This is a genomic window from Colwellia sp. BRX8-5, assembly GCF_014077325.1.
Lineage (GTDB): Bacteria > Pseudomonadota > Gammaproteobacteria > Enterobacterales > Alteromonadaceae > Colwellia_A.
Window position 1 is genome coordinate 149,269 of the sequence record NZ_JACGVR010000002.1, and the last position, 21,333, is coordinate 170,601.

Annotated in this window: 15 protein-coding genes and 2 pseudogenes; 8 read left to right on the plus strand and 9 right to left on the minus strand. The window is 37.2% G+C overall.

Annotated elements, in window-relative coordinates:
• Nucleotides 1–9 precede the first annotated feature (9 nt).
• The 3 genes from H4J62_RS02200 to H4J62_RS02210 form a co-directional block, all read right to left on the minus strand.
• Nucleotides 10–3,174 (minus strand): two-component regulator propeller domain-containing protein, encoded by a 3,165-nt coding sequence (locus tag H4J62_RS02200; RefSeq protein ID WP_182214471.1) that lies wholly within the window; start codon nt 3,172–3,174, stop codon nt 10–12.
• A gap of 96 nt (nt 3,175–3,270) precedes the next feature.
• A complete protein-coding gene (locus tag H4J62_RS02205) occupies nt 3,271–4,965 on the minus strand; it encodes a S8 family peptidase (protein WP_259364763.1) in 1,695 nt (564 codons plus the stop codon).
• Between the two features lie 293 nt (nt 4,966–5,258).
• Nucleotides 5,259–7,097: a S8 family serine peptidase gene (locus H4J62_RS02210; RefSeq protein ID WP_182214473.1), complete on the minus strand. Its 1,839-nt coding sequence runs from the start codon at nt 7,095–7,097 to the stop codon at nt 5,259–5,261.
• A gap of 440 nt (nt 7,098–7,537) precedes the next feature.
• Here H4J62_RS02210 and H4J62_RS02215 point away from each other — a divergent pair, with 440 nt between their 5' ends.
• Entirely contained in the window at nt 7,538–9,913 is a 2,376-nt protein-coding gene (locus tag H4J62_RS02215) for a S8 family serine peptidase (RefSeq protein WP_182214474.1), read from the plus strand.
• A 108-nt stretch (nt 9,914–10,021) separates the two neighbouring features.
• Here H4J62_RS02215 and H4J62_RS02220 read toward each other — a convergent pair whose 3' ends face one another.
• The gene (locus H4J62_RS02220; RefSeq protein WP_182214476.1) at nt 10,022–10,825 is read right to left on the minus strand and encodes a formyl transferase; all 804 of its coding nucleotides are present in this window, start codon (nt 10,823–10,825) and stop codon (nt 10,022–10,024) included.
• Between the two features lie 40 nt (nt 10,826–10,865).
• Nucleotides 10,866–11,306 (minus strand): annotated as a pseudogene (locus H4J62_RS02225) (alpha/beta hydrolase family protein).
• Nucleotides 11,307–11,384: 78 nt separating this feature from the next.
• On the opposite strand from H4J62_RS02225, the gene H4J62_RS02230 reads away from it, so the two are divergent.
• On the plus strand, nt 11,385–11,573 hold the full coding sequence (locus tag H4J62_RS02230; RefSeq protein WP_182203383.1) for a DUF2892 domain-containing protein: 189 nt from the start codon (nt 11,385–11,387) through the stop codon (nt 11,571–11,573).
• Between the two features lie 251 nt (nt 11,574–11,824).
• Here the strand turns inward: H4J62_RS02230 and H4J62_RS02235 are convergent, their stop codons facing one another.
• Nucleotides 11,825–12,088 carry a hypothetical protein gene (locus H4J62_RS02235; RefSeq protein WP_070375469.1) on the minus strand — a complete coding sequence of 88 codons (264 nt, stop codon included), beginning with the start codon at nt 12,086–12,088 and terminating at the stop codon, nt 11,825–11,827.
• Between the two features lie 338 nt (nt 12,089–12,426).
• Between H4J62_RS02235 and H4J62_RS02240 the strand changes: the two genes are divergently transcribed.
• The 5 genes and pseudogenes from H4J62_RS02240 to H4J62_RS20715 all read left to right on the plus strand — a co-directional run.
• The gene (locus H4J62_RS02240; protein WP_182214478.1) at nt 12,427–13,185 is read left to right on the plus strand and encodes an ABC transporter substrate-binding protein; all 759 of its coding nucleotides are present in this window, start codon (nt 12,427–12,429) and stop codon (nt 13,183–13,185) included.
• A gap of 170 nt (nt 13,186–13,355) precedes the next feature.
• Nucleotides 13,356–13,727, plus strand: a complete 372-nt coding sequence (locus H4J62_RS02245; protein WP_070375467.1) for a VOC family protein — start codon at nt 13,356–13,358, stop codon at nt 13,725–13,727.
• A 133-nt stretch (nt 13,728–13,860) separates the two neighbouring features.
• The gene (locus H4J62_RS02250) at nt 13,861–14,058 is read left to right on the plus strand and encodes a CPXCG motif-containing cysteine-rich protein (protein WP_070375466.1); all 198 of its coding nucleotides are present in this window, start codon (nt 13,861–13,863) and stop codon (nt 14,056–14,058) included.
• A 267-nt stretch (nt 14,059–14,325) separates the two neighbouring features.
• The gene (locus tag H4J62_RS02255) at nt 14,326–15,210 is read left to right on the plus strand and encodes an MYG1 family protein (RefSeq protein ID WP_182214480.1); all 885 of its coding nucleotides are present in this window, start codon (nt 14,326–14,328) and stop codon (nt 15,208–15,210) included.
• Nucleotides 15,211–15,450: 240 nt separating this feature from the next.
• Nucleotides 15,451–15,543: pseudogene (locus H4J62_RS20715) on the plus strand (MYG1 family protein); the annotation flags it as partial.
• 393 nt (nt 15,544–15,936) lie between these two features.
• Here the strand turns inward: H4J62_RS20715 and H4J62_RS02260 are convergent.
• From H4J62_RS02260 to H4J62_RS02270, 3 genes are all read right to left on the minus strand, one after another.
• Complete coding sequence (locus H4J62_RS02260) at nt 15,937–18,189, minus strand: hypothetical protein (RefSeq protein WP_182214481.1); 2,253 nt, start codon at nt 18,187–18,189, stop codon at nt 15,937–15,939.
• Between the two features lie 284 nt (nt 18,190–18,473).
• Entirely contained in the window at nt 18,474–19,175 is a 702-nt protein-coding gene (locus tag H4J62_RS02265) for a PEP-CTERM sorting domain-containing protein (RefSeq protein WP_070375463.1), read from the minus strand.
• 462 nt (nt 19,176–19,637) lie between these two features.
• Nucleotides 19,638–20,279 carry a LysE family translocator gene (locus H4J62_RS02270; RefSeq protein WP_070375462.1) on the minus strand — a complete coding sequence of 214 codons (642 nt, stop codon included), beginning with the start codon at nt 20,277–20,279 and terminating at the stop codon, nt 19,638–19,640.
• Between the two features lie 115 nt (nt 20,280–20,394).
• On the opposite strand from H4J62_RS02270, the gene H4J62_RS02275 reads away from it, so the two are divergent.
• Nucleotides 20,395–21,318, plus strand: a complete 924-nt coding sequence (locus tag H4J62_RS02275; protein WP_182214483.1) for a LysR family transcriptional regulator — start codon at nt 20,395–20,397, stop codon at nt 21,316–21,318.
• The last annotated feature ends 15 nt before the right edge of the window (nt 21,319–21,333 follow it).

The window sequence follows — 21,333 nt, forward strand, 5'->3', positions numbered from 1 at the left end:
CTACTCAGGCTAACCTTGCTTAACTTGGATGTTATGCTTAAGTGTCGCTAGATCAGCGCCTTGAATCACCGCTAAGTAGCTAAAGGGTTGTATCTTAGGTTCACATAAGCCAAGCCAAGCAATCGCTGGCTCTTCGCTTGTTAATGTTAAGCCAAGTTCAATCATCACACTGACTTGATCCCACGATATTTCCATAGGTTGCTCTCTATTAAACGGATAAAAAGAATAAGCAATATTCATCGAAATTTTATCGTCGAATTGTTTTTCAAACTTACTTGCTAACCGCGCTGCTAACTCACCAGCATTGTTGTCTTTTTCATAACCAATAACAGCAAAGGTATCATCGGACCAACGAACAACTAGGTCATCGGTATTTCTGCTAAACAGTAATAAATCAGTAATGTTAATCAACTGGCTATTACTGATATTGGTCAACTCATTAACCTGAACCATTAAGACGTAAAGACGGGGTAAAGTGCTCCGCTGTACTGGTAGAATATTCTGATGAATTTGATTCATCAGCTGGCTAGTTTGCTCAATATAAATATCAAGATAGCGGCGACTTCGTACCCCAGTTACTTTATCTACCGTTGCCGACTTTTCAAGTAGAATATTGGCATGTTCAAGTTCGCTATTTTGCGATTGTAACTTTTGCGTTTTCTCTTTGACCTGCTCTTTAAGGTAAGATTTTTGTAGTTGTTCAACCAATAGTTTTCGATTCAAAAAGCGTGAATAGACTAATAACGTTAAAGCTACTGCCATGGCATACAATAAATAAGCCCACCAAGTATTCCAAGGTGCTGGTTTAACCGTAATAGCTAATGAATAACCCGGTTCACTCCAAACATTGTCGTTATTTCCAGCAATAATTTGCAGTGTATAACTACCTGCAGGTAAATTTGTATAAGTGGCTCGTCGTGATTTACCTGCAGCTATCCACTCCTCATCAAAGCCCTGTAACCTATATTTATATCGGGTTGATTCTGGATCTGAGTAATTTAAGCCTACATACTCAAATGAAATTATTTGATCACTGTAATCAAACTCTAATTCGGTTAAATTAGATAATGAGCTCCCTAGAGGCATAGGTTCATTCAACTTTAACACACTTGTTAACCGAACTTCCGGTACAGAAAGACTCCTATTAATTTTTTCAGGATTAATACTACTCATCCCTTTGCCTGCACCAAAATATATTGTGTTGTCTATTGAACGAAATACAGCAGAATGTGTATATTCGAGATCAACTAAGCCATGAGTTAAATTGAAATGCTTAAAACTTTTATCATTTATTGAGTAACGAGATATCCCTTTATTGGTACTAAACCAAATATCTTCATTAGCATCTTGGGTGATGCCATATACGGTCAAACTTTTCATACCATCTTTAGTATTAAGATGGGAAAATGAAAAGTTGTTTCTGTAACGATTTTCACGACTTAACATACTTAAGCCAGAAGATTGAGTTCCGAACCAAAGATTTTTGTTATTGTCGAGTAACATGAACCATGTGAAGTCATCTGAGATCCCTTCGGGGTTACTCTCTTTATGTAATAAATGAGTAAATATTTCGAGCTTAGGATCAAAGCGACTAAGCCCACCACCAAAAGTTCCTAACCAAATAAAGCCTTGTTCATCTTCTAGTAACTGTAAAATATGATTACCGCTCGGTCCTTTCTCTAAATTTGACTCATTTTTTATAAAACGTTTAAACGTCCCATTTTTATTTAATAAATTAATTCCTTGATGGAATGTAGATACCCAAAGGTTACCATTAACATCTTTAATTATATCAGTAATACTATTGGCCGAAATCGAGTTGAAATTTTCAGCGTCATGCCTATATCCAGTAACATTATTTGTTGCTAAATCTACTGAGTATAGCCCTGAACCTCGTGTTCCTACCCATAACGTGTTGCCATCGGCAAACAGAGTCATAATTTTATATTCTGAAAACGAATCGTTAAAAACGACGGGGGCAATTGAATTATCATGTTTAGACAACTTATAAATTCCCCCACTGTAGGTACTAAAAAACAAATTGTCTTTACCAAACTGAGTAAAGCTAGTGATATTGTTATTTTTTAAAATAGGATTAGTTTGGTTGCTGTATTGACGAAAGGTTGCCATACGAGGATCCCAACGATTAACTCCTGAAAAGGTACCTACCCACATCATTTTATTATTATCTTCAAAAAATGTAAGAACAAAATCACTACTGATACTATAGGGGTTATTGGGCGAGTTATTGTATCGACTGAAATTCTTGGTTGTATAATTATAAATAGATAAACCATTGTCCGTGGCAATCCACATATTATTTTCTGAGTCCTGATAAATTTTACTTATTGCGTTACTGCTAATTGTTGACTGACCATCAGCATTAACTTGATAGTGTATAAACTGCTCGGTATTAAGGGAGTATCTTAATAAACCACTATCAACTGTACCTATCCAAATATCCCCTTTACTATCTAGATACATACTGCTGACAAATTTATTAACGTAAGTCGCACTATTTGGATTTCCGTATTTGACGGATTTAATAAATTCACCTTGGAGATTAAATACAGAAATTCCACCACCATTTGTTCCAACCCAAATTTCTCGATTACGAGTTTCAATAATCGAGAGTACACCATTATGGGTCAGACTATTTGGGTTGCCTAATTCTTGAAGTATATGCTGAGTTGACCATTTACCTTTATCTGTACTGAGAACATTCAAACCATTTTCTGTAGCAATCCAAATTTTACCTTCACTGTCTTCAAATAAAGCATTTACGGTATCATTGGTCAGCGTGACATTTTTTGTTTTTGTAGTAAAATGAATAAAATCTTTGCTTTCTGGTCTATATAAATTTAAGCCGCCACCAAAAGTACCGACCCAAAGTTTTTGCTGTTTATCTATAAGAATACGACTTATTACATTAGAGCTTAGTGAGTTAGGCAGAGAACTATCATGATGAAAGCTAAGTGTTTGATGACCATCAAAACGATCTAAACCTTCCGATGAACCAAACCACATAAAACCATCTTCATCTTGAGCGATGGTTCTAACAAAGTTGTAGGACATTGGGTTATCAATACCAAAGTTTTTAAACAGTTTGGTTTCTTGCGCGATAACACTGAAACTAAGGATAATAGAAATTAAAAAGAGTAGTATATTTTTCACAAAACAGCTCTTATATATTGATGAAATAAATTTACAGTATGGAATAAAGGTATTAAAAAAAGCCACTCTATAAGCAGTGGCTTGAGGGTAATTAAGTTATTGTTGTTCAACCCAATTATTAACACCGATATTAGTAGAACTATTAGCGACGCTCATCCTCCAAATAACAGTATCCATTTCGACATTCATTCTCCAGATAACCGTGTCTGTTTCGACATTCATTCGCCAGATCACAGTATCCGTAGACGCGGTATTTTTCCAATCTAAAGCATTTTCAGTAAAATTCATTCTCCAGATAACCGTGTCTCCATCAAGGTTGCTTTCATCTAATTTCCAGATATATTCATCACCTAAACCTTCAACATAGAAGTTTCCATCTTCATTGATGTTTGCAGGGCCAAAGAAATGCTCATTACCTGCGATGTCTTGTGCGATATCTAATGCTTGATTAGCGCATGCTGAAGCGTTACTCGCTAATGCGTCAGCAGCATTAACCATGCCTGAACCTTGTTGAAATACGCTATAAGCGAGCTCATCGTTATTATCGAATGCGGCATGCGCACTGTCCATTAAGCGACACTTCACTTCGTCAGGAGTTAACGTGGGATCTTGGGTCAACATTAATGCCACTACACCAGAAACCACGCCAGCAGCTTGCGATGTACCTGACATTTCAAAATAACGTCCGCCGTCATGAAATTCTGGATGCTCCTGAACGATTTGAGTATCAAAAGCCATTAAACCTGTTAAGTGTCCGCCTGGCGCAACAATTTCTGGTTTAACAAAACCTTCAACTGTTGGGCCTGCCGCGCTAAAAGTAGCTACTTTGTCGTCAGCTGCATAATCAGCAGTATAATTATCAGTCATCGCACCAACGGTAATAATATAAGGTACATTGCCTGGAACGCCGATTGTCATAGGGTCTGGACCACTGTTACCGGCAGAAGCAACAACAACAATACCTGCTTGCCATGCTTTCATTACTGCTTGGTTAAGTGGGTCTTCCCAATAGTATGAACGAGCTGGCCCACTGAACGACATGTTCAATACTTTTAAATTGATTTGATCTTTAACTTGTAGCGCCCAATCTATGCCACGAATAACGTCTGCATAGGTCGCCTTGCCTTCGGCATCAAAGGCTTTAATCCCAACTAATGCAGCATTCGGCGCAACACCATACACTTTACCGTAAGCGTCGTAATCTGCATTGCCAGCAATACTGGCGACATGCGTACCGTGGCCACTTTCTTCATTACTATAATTACTGATATTGTTATTAACCGCATCATAAGTTCCCCAGAACTTATCCCGACCATATAAATCAGTAGATAAACCTGAAGATGTTCCTTCTAATTGATCAAGGCCTGTATCTAAAAAACCAATAGTTACACCATCGCCAAAATTGTAGGCCGAATGAGCAGCAGAGGCCTCAATTAAGTCATTAACGACAGACTTTGGCTGCCATTTGCGCTTGCCCCAGGCATTACCACCAGACATTTCTACATGATGATTTTGCGTAACTTGAATATCTAACTGTGCATGTAACTGAGCTAACTGTTCAATATTAAGAGAAACGGCAACAGCATTGATAATAGTTAATTGATGCGTTGGTTGAACGTTTAGCGTTACTAATTCTGTTTGCAATAATTGATAGTTATTTGAAGAAATAATGTACGATTGCTTTTGTGCATCTACATTTTTATTAATTGTTGTATGGATCAGCCAAACAGCTACGCTGATAAGACCTAAAAGTGAGAGTGGTTTTATAATGTTTTTTACAGAAATATTCAAAATTTTATCCCCTTTTCCCGTTACATCTTTTAAAAACGTCAGGGTAATTTAACTTAATGTTTGTAATTTAAATTTAAACAATTGTACATTTAAACAATTTTTAATAATTAGTTACAAAATACACATTGATTGTGAACATAAACTAAACTGGACCCAACCTGTAATAACTTATGAGTATATACATATAACTACAAATTATTACACATTACTAAAATAAAAATATCCAGCTCAAATAATGAACTGGATATCAACTAGTTAATAAGACTACTTCCTTGTATTAATAACGTATAAATCTAGAAATTAACTGTCGTTTCCGTAGAACAATTACTAGTTCCTTGGTCACAAACTTTATATGTAAACGAACCAGAAGTTCTAAAGCTGTCGGTATAAGCACCATCGTTTGCCGTTGTTGTTCTTAAAGAACCATTACGGATAATATCGACACTTGCAGTAGCTGCACCTGACCAAGTTACGTCAACTTTGTTTTTACCTTTAGCCTTGTATCCTGATGCGTCAGCAGTGATATCGCCACCTTCTACTGGAGGAGGAGTAACAACGCCACCACCACAACCATTAGCGGTTAAGTAATCGCTAGCCGCTTTTGCTTTAACGATACCGTGACCAAAGTAGTCATCGTGACCTGTTGCGCCGTTATCTTCCGCTGTTGATTTTAGTGCATCACGAATTTCTGTACCCGTACAACCGTTATGATTAGACCAAACTAGCGCAGCAATACCAGATACTGCAGGTGTTGCCATTGAAGTACCGCTCATGAAACCGTAATCGCTAGCTCCAATGTTAATATCAACTGTATTTGCTGCCAATAACGCTGCTCCATCTTCTTGAGAAGCCCCTACTGCAGGAATGCTAGTTGCGTTAGTGTCTCCCAAAGTACCATATAGCATACCAGGTTCGTTATTATATAGAACCGCACCGATACCGCCTGAAAGTTCACAGTTATTCACTTTATCATGGAAAGAAATAACGCCACGCTCTATAACACAAACCATACCGTTTGCGCCTGAATCAGTAGACTCTGCAGTACCCATGTTGTAAGTATTACCTGAAACTGCCCCTGAGTTCTCCATTGCAGAGGAAGCAAAAGCAACGCCATCAGCACTCATTGAAGCGCTAGTTGCCATACCTGCCGGGTAAGTAGATAATGTATCGACACCACCAGCTGTTACTTCAACACAAATAGTTTCGTCTGTGACAGTCGTTGCATTTTTGCCTCTACCTGAAGTAGCTGTACAGCTTGGAAATTGTGAGAAGTCTGCAATAGCGTTGTTATTGTCGTTAGCACCAATCATCATTACTGAAGAGTAACCTGCTGGGAATGAACGAACATTGTTACCATCGTTACCTGCTGCCGCTACAACTAAACCGCCAGCATCTGTAAATGCTTTAAAGGCGTTCTCTTCAGTGCTGTTTGCACCACCACCACCCAAACTCATGCTGATGATATTCGCGCCAGCGCCAGAACAAATATTTGCTGCATAAGCTAAATCAGAAGAGTATCCCCAACCTGCTTCGTTAAATACTTTAACAATATGCATATCAACGCCAGGTGCCATACCAACAACACCAAAACCGTTATCTGCAGCACCAATGGTACCGGCTACGTGAGTACCGTGTGGGCCACCGTTTTCATCCCAGTTACCTGTGCCTGAATCATTAGTACCTGTGATATTGTTCCAAATAAAATCTTGGTTAGAGCGATCTAAACCTGAATCGATAACACATACCTTCATACCTGCGCCAGCGTTAAAGTTAACTTGGTCAGCTTGAGATTGAACAACCGCATAAGGAGTAAGTTGAGTTGTAGCAGGGTTGCCTGCAGTATCACTATATACAGAAAGTGGTACACGTCGTTGATCTTCTTCGATCATTTGAATATGTGGGTTATTTAATAAACCTTTAACTTGGCTTAAGTCTTTACCAGCGAATGAAGCAGCGATAAAACCTTTGCCGTCAACTTTTAATTCGCCGCCTAATTTTTTAGCGAGAGCTTTAACAAGGCCTTTTTTACTTTCGTCTACTTTAATAATGTATCGATCATCGGCAGCTTGTGCTGAAAATGCTGCGGTAACGGCTAAAGCAATAATTGATGTCGTAAATTTAGAAGCTTTCATATGTTCTACTCTCTCTTATATATAGGGACGTTGTTTATATTATTTTTATGATCAACGTTATGTTTTATTTTATTGAGCAGTCCTTACTATCTTGATGATGACTTATTTATCTTTGTTAAATCAGTATCGTGCATCTTGCATAATTCGATAATATCAAGTTAGAAAATATTCCCTAGCAAAATAGCGACAGCTTTTCGAAAAAAAACGACAAAATAAAAATAAAACCTATTTTTTCATGTAGATAACCAAAAAAACAAAAAACAACTTGTCGCTTTACTATGAAAAACAGTCTGTGGTTTGCTAGATAAAATATCGCAAACAAGCCATTATTTTTGCAATGGGTTTTCACCCACTAAAGCAATACATAATAAAATACGTTGAAGGTAGCCTAGGCAAACGTTCAAATTAAACGTAAAAATAAACGATGGAGTTTATATCAGATGAGAAATAACAAACGCCTTGCACTCAGTGCAGTAGCCTTATCTATTCTAACCGTAACTAGCGCGGCAAGTTATGCGAGCCAAGCTAAAATTAATAAAGTAAATAAAAGCGGAATGGAATCTGCCCAATCAACAACATTAAGTTTTGCTGATTGGCGTGCACAACAAATGCTCGAAAAGCAGGATTTTACTGATCGTTTAATTGTTAAATATAAAAACAAGAAAAACGGAAAAGCAATCCCACCAGGATTAGCGAAAAAAGCAGGCTTATCGTTAAAACACGAAAAGATTTTGAAAAATGGTCATCACATTATTTCTTTTGGTAAAGAAAAGAACATTAAAGATGTGAAAACCATGATCAACCGCATGAAAAAGGACTCATCAATTGAGTTCATTGAGCCTGATTACAAACGCTTTTTAATGGCGCAAAATCAACCTTGGGGTATAGCACAAACACAATCAGACCAATTAACTGATAACGACGGCGCAAATATGACCGTGTGTATTATTGATTCTGGTTATGAACAGGCAAATCCTGATTTAAATGCTAACAATGCTTCAGGTACCAATAACTCAGGTACTGGAAATTGGTATCAAAACGGGGGATCTCACGGTACTCACGTAGCAGGTACTATTGCTGGTGTTAATAACAGTGAAGGTGTTGTTGGTATTATGCCGAACACCAATGTAAATCTGCATATTGTTAAAGTATTTAATGAAGCTGGTTGGGGTTATGTTGGCGAGTTAAGTGATGCAGTTGATACTTGTGTAAATAATGGCGCAAAAGTTATTAACATGAGTTTAGGTGGTGCAGGTTCAAGTGTTACTGAGAAAAACGCATTACAAGCCGCTGCTGATTCTGGCGTATTATTAGTTGCCGCTTCAGGTAATGATGGCAATACCACATTATCTTACCCTGCTTCTTATGACGCTGTTATGGCTGTTGGCGCACTTGATAGCAACAATCAACATGCTGAGTTTTCTCAATACACACCACAAGTTGAAATTTCTGCGCCTGGTGAAGCTGTTTTATCAACCGTTGCTGGCGATGGTCGCTTAGGTTTTATTAACTTAGGTTCAACAACTTATGCTAATGATATTGTGCCACAAACTCATTACATTGAAAGTGGTGGTAGCTTCATCGTAAGCAATGTAGATAGCAGTGCGAACGGTGTTTTAGCAAGTTGTACACTTTCAGGAAGTAGCTACAGCTGTAGTAATGTTGCTGGTAATATTTGTTTAGCAGAACGTAATGACAACCAAAAAGGCAGTAATTACCCCGAAATAAACCCAGCTAAAGCTTGTGCTGATGCAGGTGCCTCTGGTGTTATTGTTTATAGTGACAGTACTCGTCCTGGTTTACAAAATCCATTCTTAGTTGATTCTACTAACGCTGTTTCAGTGCCCAGTGTTTCGGTTAGTCGTGCGTTGGGTCAGCAATTATTGACGCAGTTAGGCAGTGCGGCAACGTTAACGGTTAACGGCTCGCAAAACTATGCTTATTACAACGGTACTTCAATGGCTACGCCTCATGTTACAGGTGTTGCAGCGATTGTTTGGAGTAATAACATTGATTGTAGCGCTGACGAAGTTCGAAGTGCATTAAAATCAACGGCTATTGATCTTGATGTTGCTGGCCGCGATGACAAGACAGGTTTTGGCTTAGTACAAGCAAAAGCAGCGTCTGATGCATTAGCTACAACTTGTGGTGGTAGCGTAACACCACCACCGCCACCAACTGGTGATGATGTATTAAGTAATGGCACAACCAAAACTGGCTTAGCTTCAAGTACTGAACTTAGCTTTACAATGGAAGTTCCAGCGGGTGCAACAGACCTAACCTTTGATATGGCTGGTGGAACAGGTGATGCTGATTTATATGTTAAATTTGGTTCAGCACCTACAAGTACTAGCTATGACTGTCGTCCTTATGCTGGTGGTAATAGTGAAAGTTGTCCTATTAGTACGGCACAAGCGGGCACTTATTATGTGAAAGTTGTTGCCTACTCAGCTTTCTCTGGTGTTAACTTAACAGGTAGCTTTACTGAACCTACAACAGGTGGCGGAGCAACGGGTGGCAGTGCATCTTTAACGGATATTAGTGTCGCTCGTCAAGCATGGACTTATTACACCATTAACGTACCAGCCGGCATGGCAACATTAGACTTCACGATGAGTGGTGGTACTGGTGATGCTGATTTATATATTCGACGTGGCGCACAGCCAACATCATCAACTTATGATTGTCGCCCATACAAAGGTGGCAATAATGAAGTTTGTTCATTTACCAGCCCTGTAGCAGACACTTGGCATATCGGTATTTACGGCTATTCAGCTGCTAGTGGTGTAAGCTTGGATGTTGTTTATAATCCTTAGAACGTCATAAATTAGCGATTATATTAATGGTAAAGACTAAAGGGGGGAGCATTATTAATGCTCCCCCTTTTATTTGCAACAACATATTAGTTAAACTAAAATTTATACTTACAGGTAATGTTGTTGTATAAATTCAATGTACTCTTGCTCATCGGTGATTTTAAAACCACTTTGTTCAAAGTCTAGACATTCATTTTTATTTGGAAAGGTAAAATAGCTAGCACTCTTTTCTTGTGGCTGAGAACAAAGTAACTCGTCATTTTCAAGTGTTTCAATAGCCGCTAATATATCGGTTGCACCTTGCTTATAAAGCTCAAGCACATGCCATAAATAAGATTTCTCTCTATTAACTAGTGTGGTAGAAGTCTTGATTATTTTTCCTGTATCTATCGAACCATCGTCAATGGTGTGCAGTGTCGTACCTATTTTATCGTCGTTATTTTTCATTGCCCAAAACGTCGCCATCACACCTTTATACTTAGGTAATATGCCAGAATGCAGATTAATAATGCCTTTGGTAGGAATATTAATAACCTTTTCTTTTAGGATGCCACCAAAGCGTATTGAAACAATAAGTTCGGGCGCCAACTCTTTCAAATCATTAATCATCTCAGGCGAATTAATTTGCTTGACGTCTCGAATCGCTGAATTTAAAAAGACGCTAAAGCCATCAAAAGTTTTATAGCTATCGTTATTACTTTTAGTCTTAGGAATTAGCGGACTTAGCAGTTGGTTAAACAAGTCTTGCTCGAAAAACTTTAGCGTCTTTAATGGTGTTGGTATCACACTGCTTTTGCCTACTTTTGCTGATAACCACAGATGAACGTCATGGTGTTTACAGACCTCTGGTAGCAGTTTATTCAGTGCAAAATTACTCGCTAAATCTTTATTAGCCAAAAATAAAATTTTCATAATTAAGCTCTTTTGCCTATTTTATATTAAGAATACATCATCACTTTAGGCTGACTAAATGTTGTTTAAAAAATTCGGCAATGGCTGTAAAAGCTTTGTGTCGATTGCGCTGAATAGACAAATAGTGGTCGCCGTCTGCCAATTCAATATATTCAACTGGCTTATTTAAGTCTAATAGCTTCTGGTAAAATCTTTGGCTTTGACGAACATTAACCACGGTATCGCTGGCACCATGGATTAATAACATAGCTATATTAATTCGCTTTGCCTGATAAAAGGGTGAGTGGGCGATTAAGTTGTCAACATCTTTACCCATTTGGTGTTCTACAAATTTCTTATTAGTGTAGTAACGACTCTTAAAAACAATATTTCAAAGGTCGCTCACTCCGGCAAAACTGACGGCGCACCGAAATAAGTCAGGTGTTTTTACCGCTGCCATGGCCGCCGCATAACCACCATAACTTGCGCCAACAACATACATTAGTGTTTGCTAATTTAATAAAACCTAATATAATCTACTGTAATACTAATTTAACCATACCAATATCACGGAGTTACCATGACTAAGAACGATGCATTAAGACTAATAGCAGGCACAATGATACTTATTTCACTTATTTTAACCGTAACATTATCAATAAACTGGTTATGGTTTACTGCTTTTATTGCGGTCAACTTAATACAGTCATCATTTACTAAATGGTGCCCTATGATGGTTTTATTAGAAAAAATTGGCCTAAAAGATTAACCAAAGATTTTATTCTAGCAACAAACTCAGTGAATATTCTGAACCATCCTTATTAGGAGTATTAAAGGCAATTACTCCCTTTGGGCTTATTCATTAATGTTTTAGTTTAGTATACCGACAGCCAGAAATTTGCATCCTTCTATGGCGATTAGCTGATCGCCTATTTTATCTGCTGGTCAGTCTGTCTTAACCGCTAATACATCAATATTTTATACGATTAATGTATCAGAAAAAATTAATCGTATTACTCTTTATAATCGAGTTATTTTTTCGTTTAGGTTGTAGTTTTTATCGGTAACGATAGCTTCCAATACCTCTATTCGACTTAATTGGTCACCCAGTGTTTTATTAACCGCTGCCGCGACTTCTGTCTCTAAATTAGCTTTTTCTAATTTCAACGCTTCTACTTCTAATTCTTTTATTTTCTTTTTATTGGTACTTAATACCAAAATAATTAAAAAACTCACTAAAAAAATCACAGCGATACTTAAAAATACCCAAAGGTTTATATTCATGGTTAGGTTGTCTCATTATTCATTAAATAAAAATGCTATCTTGCAAAGTTTATTCCTTATATATTTTATCATTATTTCAATCACTTAAAAAACGACAACTTGAAAATATGGCTATATTAGCTAAGCTTTAGCGAAGATTACTATTATTTCGCAGTATCACTTTGGCGATACAGTTCAATCAGTTCACCTTATAACGATTAAGCTGTCTGCCATAGCACCACAAACTTAGCAGGATTAAAACCCATTAAATATTTATAATTTCACCATGAGATTTATTCCCTTAACTACCTATATTCTGCTATGTTTATTGTAAGATCACCGATTGAAAAGAAAGTAAAATGACTCTACGTTGTAAAATAAAGTTATGCTTTATTAATATCCTTCTTATCACATCATGGCCACTCATCGCTGATACCTATAAGGTGATTTCTTACGATCCTGCCAATCCTCCACACAATATCTCTACAATAGATCAACAAGGCAAGGCTACAATATCAGGCATATTTGCCGACATGTTTCACCAAATAGGAGAAATTACCGGCGATACTTTTATAATGGTTAAAATGCCAGCCGCTAGAGCTATGCTTGAATTTGACCTTGGCCGTGTTGATATTGAACCCGGAATCAACCCTATTTGGCGCAGTAATTCAAAAGAAATAGGTTTGTATTCCATTGCCTATGAACGTGTTGAAGAAGTGATTGTTTTTCGCTCTGGTGATGAATTTGAAGTAAAAGGACCAAGAGATTTATTTGGACACAAAGTAGGCATAGTTAGAGGCTTTACTTATCCTAGGTTTGAGGCATCCTTTACCAATAATGACATCAACAAGGTATTAAATAAATCAGAAAGTTTGCTCATTAAGCAATTGTTGGCTGAACGTGTTGACCAAATTTTTATCAGTAAATCCTCAATACAATATATGAAAAGACATCTTCCAACTTTAAGTGATATTGTCGTGGGAGACGTGGTGAGCTCGGTAGAAGTTATGATGCGTGTACACCCAACAAAACTTGAACTTTTACCAAGATTAAATAAAGCATTACAACAAATGATTGATAATAAAAGCATTGAGAAAATTATTGCTAAATACCAATAAATAGTTAGCCACGTTATTAAAATAGTTAATATTCATCATATTGTACGAGTTATAAATCCATCCCATAATATCTGAATAAACAAGCGTTATTGACATGATTTGGTTAACCTGTTGTAGTTAACATTCTACTTAAAATGAATCACCTTAATCATAATTAAAAAGGAATGGATATGCTTAGCTATGCCACCATCGGTGTAACCGATTTAGAAAAATCAGAAGCCTTTTATAATGAACTCTTGGCACCTATAGGCGCTAAAACGTTAATAAAAATGGAACGCATTATATTTATTGGTAAAAGTATGAAAGAGCCCATGCTCGCTATTTGTGTACCTTATAATGAAGCGCCTCAAAACTGTGGTAACGGCAATATGCTTGCTATTGCGCCGGGCTCAAAAGAGCAGTGCGATGAAATGTATCATAAAGCCATTGCCTTAGGTGCGACTTGTGATGGAGAACCAGGGCAGCGTATACCTGACGTATTTTATGGTGCTTACTTTCGTGATTTAGATGGTAACAAAATCGTTTTTAATCATTTTGGTTAATTACCAGTATTCAGGCATAGCGTTGAGTTATGCTTGAATATGGCTTTATCATTACACCTTTCCCACCTATCATTTAAAATAACTCTCGATAATAAATGATTATATTACTGACAATTATAGGAAACCGTAACAATTGAATCAATTGACTAAAAAGCGCATAGGATGTCCTTATTGTGGCGAAACAATTAAAGTACTCATTGATTCAGCCGACGTAGACCAGCAATATATTGAAGATTGCCAAGTTTGCTGTAAACCAATAATTTTTTTAGTTTCAGAAAGCATGGACGGTGATCTTGATGTTAATGTTTACAGCGAAGATGATGCGTTTTAATCCCAATTTAGAAAATACCCCCTACCATTCCCCCTTAGCTAAACGCAGATGCAATCAACATTATTAACAAGGATATTATTGTTCTTTATTGATTTTTGCACCGCTATTGAAAACTAGTGTTATTAAAAGCCCACTATTTTTGTGAGCTGTCTTCGTATAGAATCTGCCTTATAATTTCTACACCTTGACGTTGTCCCAAATCGGCCAGTCAAAATAGTGAAGTTAACTAGCAACATCTTCTTATTCCTTTCTAAAATGATATAAAAAATGAATGATATAACTATAGCAACTCACAACGGTAATTTTCATGCAGATGACGTGTTTAGTATCGCTGCTCTTAAGCACATTTTTCCTAACTTTAACCTCATACGCACACGCAATTTAGAGGTTATCGGTAAAGCAGATCTTGTTATTGATGTTGGTGGTGAATATAACGCTGATGCAGGTCGATTCGATCACCATCAGCGTGGTGGTGCCGGTGAGCGCGAAAATGGAATTCCTTATTCTTCATTTGGCTTGGTTTGGCAGAAATATGGCTTAGAAATATGTCAGGGTAACCAAGACGTAGCTAACGCTGTTGATGCAGGGCTAGTTTCAACAATTGACGCTATTGATTGTGGCTATACCGAAGGCGCTTCTAAAGGTATAAACCAAGGTATTAGCCTTAGCCAAACGATTTCAATGTTCAACCCTACTTGGCAAGAAGATAGTCACTTTGATAGCTGTTTTGATGAGGCGGTTGAGTTTGCGACACGTATTTTGACACGATTTATTGCCTCTGCAAATGGCGGAATTAGTGCAAAAGAAATTGTCGCTAAAGCGATTGAGAATGCAGAAGATCCAAGAGTGATTGTTTTAGATAAATATACGCCATGGAAAAGAACCGTTCATGCTCTGTCTGCACAAGCTTTATATATGGTTTATCCTTCTGGTTCTGGTCCTTGGAGAATTCAAACAGTGCCTGTTGAACCGGGTTCATTCGAAGATAGAAAATCACTACCTCAAGCATGGGCTGGCTTATCTGATGATGCGCTAAAAGCCGTAACCGGTATTGACGATGCAATGTTCTGTCATAATGGCCTTTTCATAGCCGGAGCAGAAACTTTTGAAAGTACTATGAAAATGGCCGCTATTGCATTGCAGGAAGAATAATAACAATAGAAAAACCAAATGTTTTGTAGCTTAAATAGCCTGTTTATAGCCAGAGCAGAGACTTTTGAAAGTACTATGAAAATGGCCGCTATTGCATTGCAAGAAGAATAAAAACAACAGAAGAACCGAATGTTTTGTAGCTTAAATAGCCTTTTCATAGCCAGAGCAGAGACTTTTGAAAGTACTATGAAAATGGCTGCTATTGCATTGCAAGAAGAATAACAACAATAGAAAAACCAAATGTTTTGTAGCTTAAATAGCCTGTTTATAGCCGGAGCAGAAACTTTTGAAAGTACTATGAAAATGGCTGCTATTGCATTGCAAGAAGAATAAAAAACACAGAAGAACCGAATGTTTTGTAGCTTAAATAGCCTGTTCATAGCCGGAGCAGAGACTTTTGAAAGTACTATGAAAATGGCTGCTATTGCATTGCAAGAAACATAAAAAACACAGAAAAACCAAATGTTTTGTAGCTTAAATAGCCTGTTTATAGCAGAAGCAAAGTCTTTGAAAGTACTATGAAAATGGCTGCTATTGCATTGCAAGAAGAATAAAAAAATCGCATTATTCGCACTGTACCAATCACATTGCGATTATATGGCTGATTTCGCCTTAGTGATATCAGCCATAAACCAAACGTTCTGCCACAAAAACTTCTGATTTAACTATAGAAATACTGCACTCTATACAGACAAGAGTATAAATATCGTTATATCAAAATCTTAACTATTGCTTAAGTACCGTTATTTGTTTTAGCATTTCAGTTTCTAATCGTCCTATTAATGCCGTAAACCTTGGCTGTTGCGCTAGATCGATAAAATAAGGTGATTGTAATAAGTTAGAACGCCAATTATATAAATAACCATTATCAATGGCAGCTTCGAGGTACTTAATCGTCTGCTCATCGTTATTTTCGAGTGAGCTACTGATAGCAAGGTTCATGTATTCAATACCCAACAAGCGTGCTTGACCTGTAAGATAAAAAGACTCATCTCGTCCCTTTACTCTCTCAACAACCTTTTCAACTTTGGCTAACTGACCTTGTGCTTTATAAACACGGGCAAGTAGCAAAATGCCATTTACATTTTCTATAGCATTCAATGTTGCGGGGGGGGGGTGATTAACCCATTCATTTATCCCCGGGATATGAAGATTAATCAATGCCTCTGCATCGGTAAATTTTTGCTGCTTGAGTAATAAGTATATGGCACCAGTAATAAAGCGCTCTTTGAGTTGTGTACTGGGATATACCGTATTAACATCGGCTATGGTATCGTTAATGAGTATTAACGCTTTAGCGGTTTGCCCAAGATAAATAAGACTGTTCACTTTTTGATTGATAATTTCAGCGTTATTGGCATTAATCGACATTGCCTTTTCTGCATATTCAAGAGACTTAAGACCAGATCCCAAAGATAAATAGTAGATCGAAAGTGCTTGAGGAAAATAAGGGTCGTTAGGGTCTAACCTTGCACCATTTTCAGCCAGCTTAATAGCATCAACAATTTGCCCCATATGCTGTGCATATATTTGTCCTAAATAAAAAGGATAAAAAGTATTCTTCGGGTTAACCTTAATAGCTTGTTTAAGCGTTTGTTCCGCTTCTGAATATTTTTGTAATGTTTGTACTAAATATACTGCAAAAAAATACGGTAAATCAGCATTAAGTGGGTCAACTTTTTGAGCCCTTTCAAATAAAGCCCTGGCGTTATCTTCTCCCATTTCAGCACCATTTGATTGTGCATGCCTTATGATAATGTCGACATTATTAGGATTTAGCCGATAAGCTTCTTTTGCATACTGATTACGTAACTTACGATCTGTTTTTATAATTAATGACCGAACAAAATAAGCTTCAGCAGAGTTTGGATTAATGCTAAGTACTTCTTTAATTAGCGCTTCTGCCTTATCAAGTATTAGCCAATCAAAGCGACTACCCGTAATAATTTGACGAGCATATGTTTCTGCCAGCTTAATGCGCGCCATCAAAAATTCGGGGGCAATATCTGTTGCTAACTCAAGAGCAGCAGCGGCATTATCTAAACTTTCAAAGGTATAGGTATGAAGTCCCCTTAGACCTTGCAGATATAAATCATAAGCTTTAGGGTTGATAGTTTGCGCAGAAGATACTGTCTTAACTAATGATATGCCTAAGGTTTCCTTCAGTGCATCGACAATTTCTGCTGATATTTCATCTTGTACTTGAAAGATGTCATCAAGCTCGCGATCATATGACTCAGACCACAAGTGTTTATCTGTTTCAGCATTGATGAGCTGAGCGGTTATACGCACTCTTACACCCGACTTTCTCACACTGCCTTCGAGTACGTTTTTTACACCCAAAATTTTAGCAACTTCCGAAATATTAATCTTAGTATCTTTATAGGCAAACGCCGATGAACGAGAGGTTACTTGTAGTTTCGGTATTTTTGCTAATACATTTAATATTTCTTCTGAAATACCATCTGAAAAGTATTCTTGTTCTTTATCAGAAGACATATTTACAAAAGGAAGTACAGCAATCGAGGTACCCTTTGGCTCTGATATTAATGGATTATTTGCATTAACTTTGATGGAAACTTGGGCAATAACTTCAGCTTGTTCTGTTGGCAAGACTAAAGCCGTTGGTGATTGAAAACGACTCTCATAAATAAAGTAAATCAAGGCAATTGCCATAAGGCCAATAATGATAAAATCTAATTTACGACCCGTAAGAGCAGCAGTAGAATCTCCAGATGATATGGCGGATTCAAGCTTGATACCGTCGGGAGTTATTTCAAACGCCCAAGCAAAAAAAAGGGCAAAAGGAAAACCAATAAGACCAAAAAAAAATACCGCAGTATTTATCCAATTAGGCAAGTGTAATGCCGGAACAGCAATTGACGTGATTTGAACAACAACCCAAGCAAGTACAAGGTAGGCAATCCCAACCTTGAAAACATTTCGCCTTTTCAGTTCTGATATCAAAGATTCAGCCACATTTAATCCATAAATATGTTTATTTTTTAGCCATGTATAATCAATGTAATGCTATTAATGACTTAAATCAAACTTGAGAGGTTTAATAAGCCAATTTGCTTAATATAAAATATTACACAAAAAGAACGCCTGCAAAGTGTAAATAGTTATCAGTAACTATAATTGTAATAATAAAAAGACATTAGTTAAGTTAGAACAAACTTAACTGAACCTACAAAAGCAAAAAAACACCAATCATTACAATTGATGTTTTTATATAACTAAGAACGTTTACACTATTATAGTTAGCTCTTAAAGCGACGCGACGCTAAGCCAATTAGACCTAACGCAAAAATTGCCAGGGTAGTTGGTTCAGGAACATTAACAGCAGAATCATTAACAGCAGCAGTACCAAAAAACTCAATTTCACCTAATTGGTGATTATTGCCGCTTACAACCGAAGTTGATTGGTAACGGAAAATACTATATGCCGTATTAACGTTATAATCATCAGCATTTGAAAACTGAATAACTTCAAAGCGTGTTGCCCCCCAAATAGAGCTTCCTGCTACGTCATAAGAATAAATAGACGTATAGTTGATTCCGTCATTTGAGCCTAAGATACTCCACTGATCGGAATCTCTGTTAGGAACATCATTTGCAGAAGAAAGTGTGAATTTATCAAGAATGTAACGATTTGTACCAAAATCAGCTTCTACCCATACATTACCACCATCGCAACACCACTTGGCGTTACCAGATGATAAAATGTTATCAAATACATTAAATGCACTCTCTCCATTGCCAAAGGCAGGTTCTATACTAGAACGAAACATTGCATTATAGTTTACATTCGAATTAGCAAGACCGTCATTCTCTGGATCAGTTAAATCACCACCCACTAATGCCTCAGTTCCTGTGCCAAGAATTAAACTTGCGCTGGCGGTAGTCGTAAGTAAAGTAAGAGCAGTTGTTAATAGTACTAATGGTAAAAAATTCATTTTCATTTTTTGTGCCTTTAAATTTATTTCAATTAAATCTGGGAGATAATTATTAAAACAATAATCATACCCCAGCAAAGCAAATAACAGGCCAACAAATTAAATAGGATATATTTCAATTGGTTATATAAAACAAAAAATAACATTAGAGTAAATATGTAAATAAATCTGACACACCCATCTCATCAACCAGTTGAATTCATTGTATTATTTAAAATAACAGTCATTAAGCTTCATTTAGCAATAAAAAAGTTCATCACGATGATGGCTTAGCTAAATCATTCAAACGTAAAGTGAGGCCAAAGAAACGATAGAACATCGCGCAGCTCTTATAGAAAGGCGATGTAATTTAGCTCAAGATTACGGCATGACCAAACCTATGGTTGCCAGCGAAATTACTGCGAGGGTAAATCACTGAAAAGCTGATATAAGTTGGCAGACCTAAATAAACGCCTGAGAAATTTTTACTTAAACAGCGTTCATTAAAATGAGCTTTATAGCAATTATCATCAATATGAATCCTGCGACTTTATCTATTTTGTGTTTGTGACGATTGAAACGAGGCATTATATTAGGGTGTGATAACAATAACGCCACACCGCTGTACCAAATAAAATGAGCCAACATAATAATTATCCCATAACTTACTTGCATTATTAGCGGAGTATCTACAGAAACAACTTGCGTAAAAATACTTAAGAAGAAGATAGATGTTTTCGGATTTAAGATGTTGCAGGTAAAGCCTCGACGCATCGCGTTAAAAGGCGACATTGCTGCTGTTTGATTGTTGTGATCATTATTTAACAGATCACGTGTTGTTAATAACTGCCAGGCAATATAAATAAGGTAAGCCGCTCCTAAATATTTGATTGTCGCAAATAACCAGGCGGAGTTTGCAATCACAACCGCTAATCCTGCAATCGAATAGCTAGCATGTATACAAACTGATAAACACATACCTAAACTCATATATAACCCCGATAAACGGCCATTATAGATACTCGTGCGAGTCACCATGACAAAATCAGCACCAGGCAACATAGCCATAAAAATAGCGATGGTGCTTACCGCAATAATTTCTGTCATGTAAGTACTTATTAACAACTCCATATTTCTCTCTCATCATTTAAAATAGTCTCATAACAACTCACTTGTTACTGTGCAGCTATGTTAATCTATGAGAAATTTAAAACAATACACCTATTTGTAAAAGGACTTGTGCTTGATGGACACAAATAAACTAATCCCTTTATTATCTGATATGGCTATTTTGGTAACTGTCGTTGAGCAGGGCAACTTTAGTAAAGCGGCAATAAAACTTGGGGTAACACCTTCAGCGGTAAGTCGCCAAATTAGCCGATTAGAAGATGCTTTAGGCATAAAGCTATTACAACGCACTACACGGCAACTAGCGTTAACTGAGTCTGGAACATTAACCTTTAATTATTGTAAACAGATGATAGAGTCTGCAGAGCAAGCCGTTAATGCCAGTAGCTCGACAACATCGACAGTTAGTGGCTTGTTGAGAGTGGCAGCACCAAAATCACTCGCCAATCGCGTATTGCGACCACTCTTTGTTGAGTTTTTAAAGTGCTACCCTGATATTCAATTGCATTTAAAAGTAACCGACCGGATTTTAGACCCTATTCATGACGGTGTTGATTTCTTAATTCATATCAATGACAGCCCGATTGAAGCTTTGGTCAACGTTAAAATTGGTCGCAGTGAACAAGTGTTATGTGCCAGTCCTGATTTTCTAGCTAAACATCCGCTACCAACACACCCCGACGATTTAAAAAATTTACCCTGTCTTTGCTTAGGTGAAAATATGTCAGATAGCCGGTGGCGATTTAGTCAAAAAAATCAACAAACAAGCGTACAAGTCACTGGTTCATATTTACTTAACCACAGTGAAATGCGTCGAGACGCTATTGAACAGGGCTTTGGTATTGGCTCTCTGCCTGATTATATCGCGCAACAGGGCATTAGCAGTGGCAAGCTCATTCCACTTTTGGAAGATTGGCGGTTACAAGGCAATTACCAAGGTGATATTTGTTTGCAGTATGTACAAAGTAAATATTTACCCAATAAGAACCGCATTTTTATCGATTTTATGAAACAAAAGTTACGAGGAATTCAGCACAACTAGTGAGGCATTAAACCA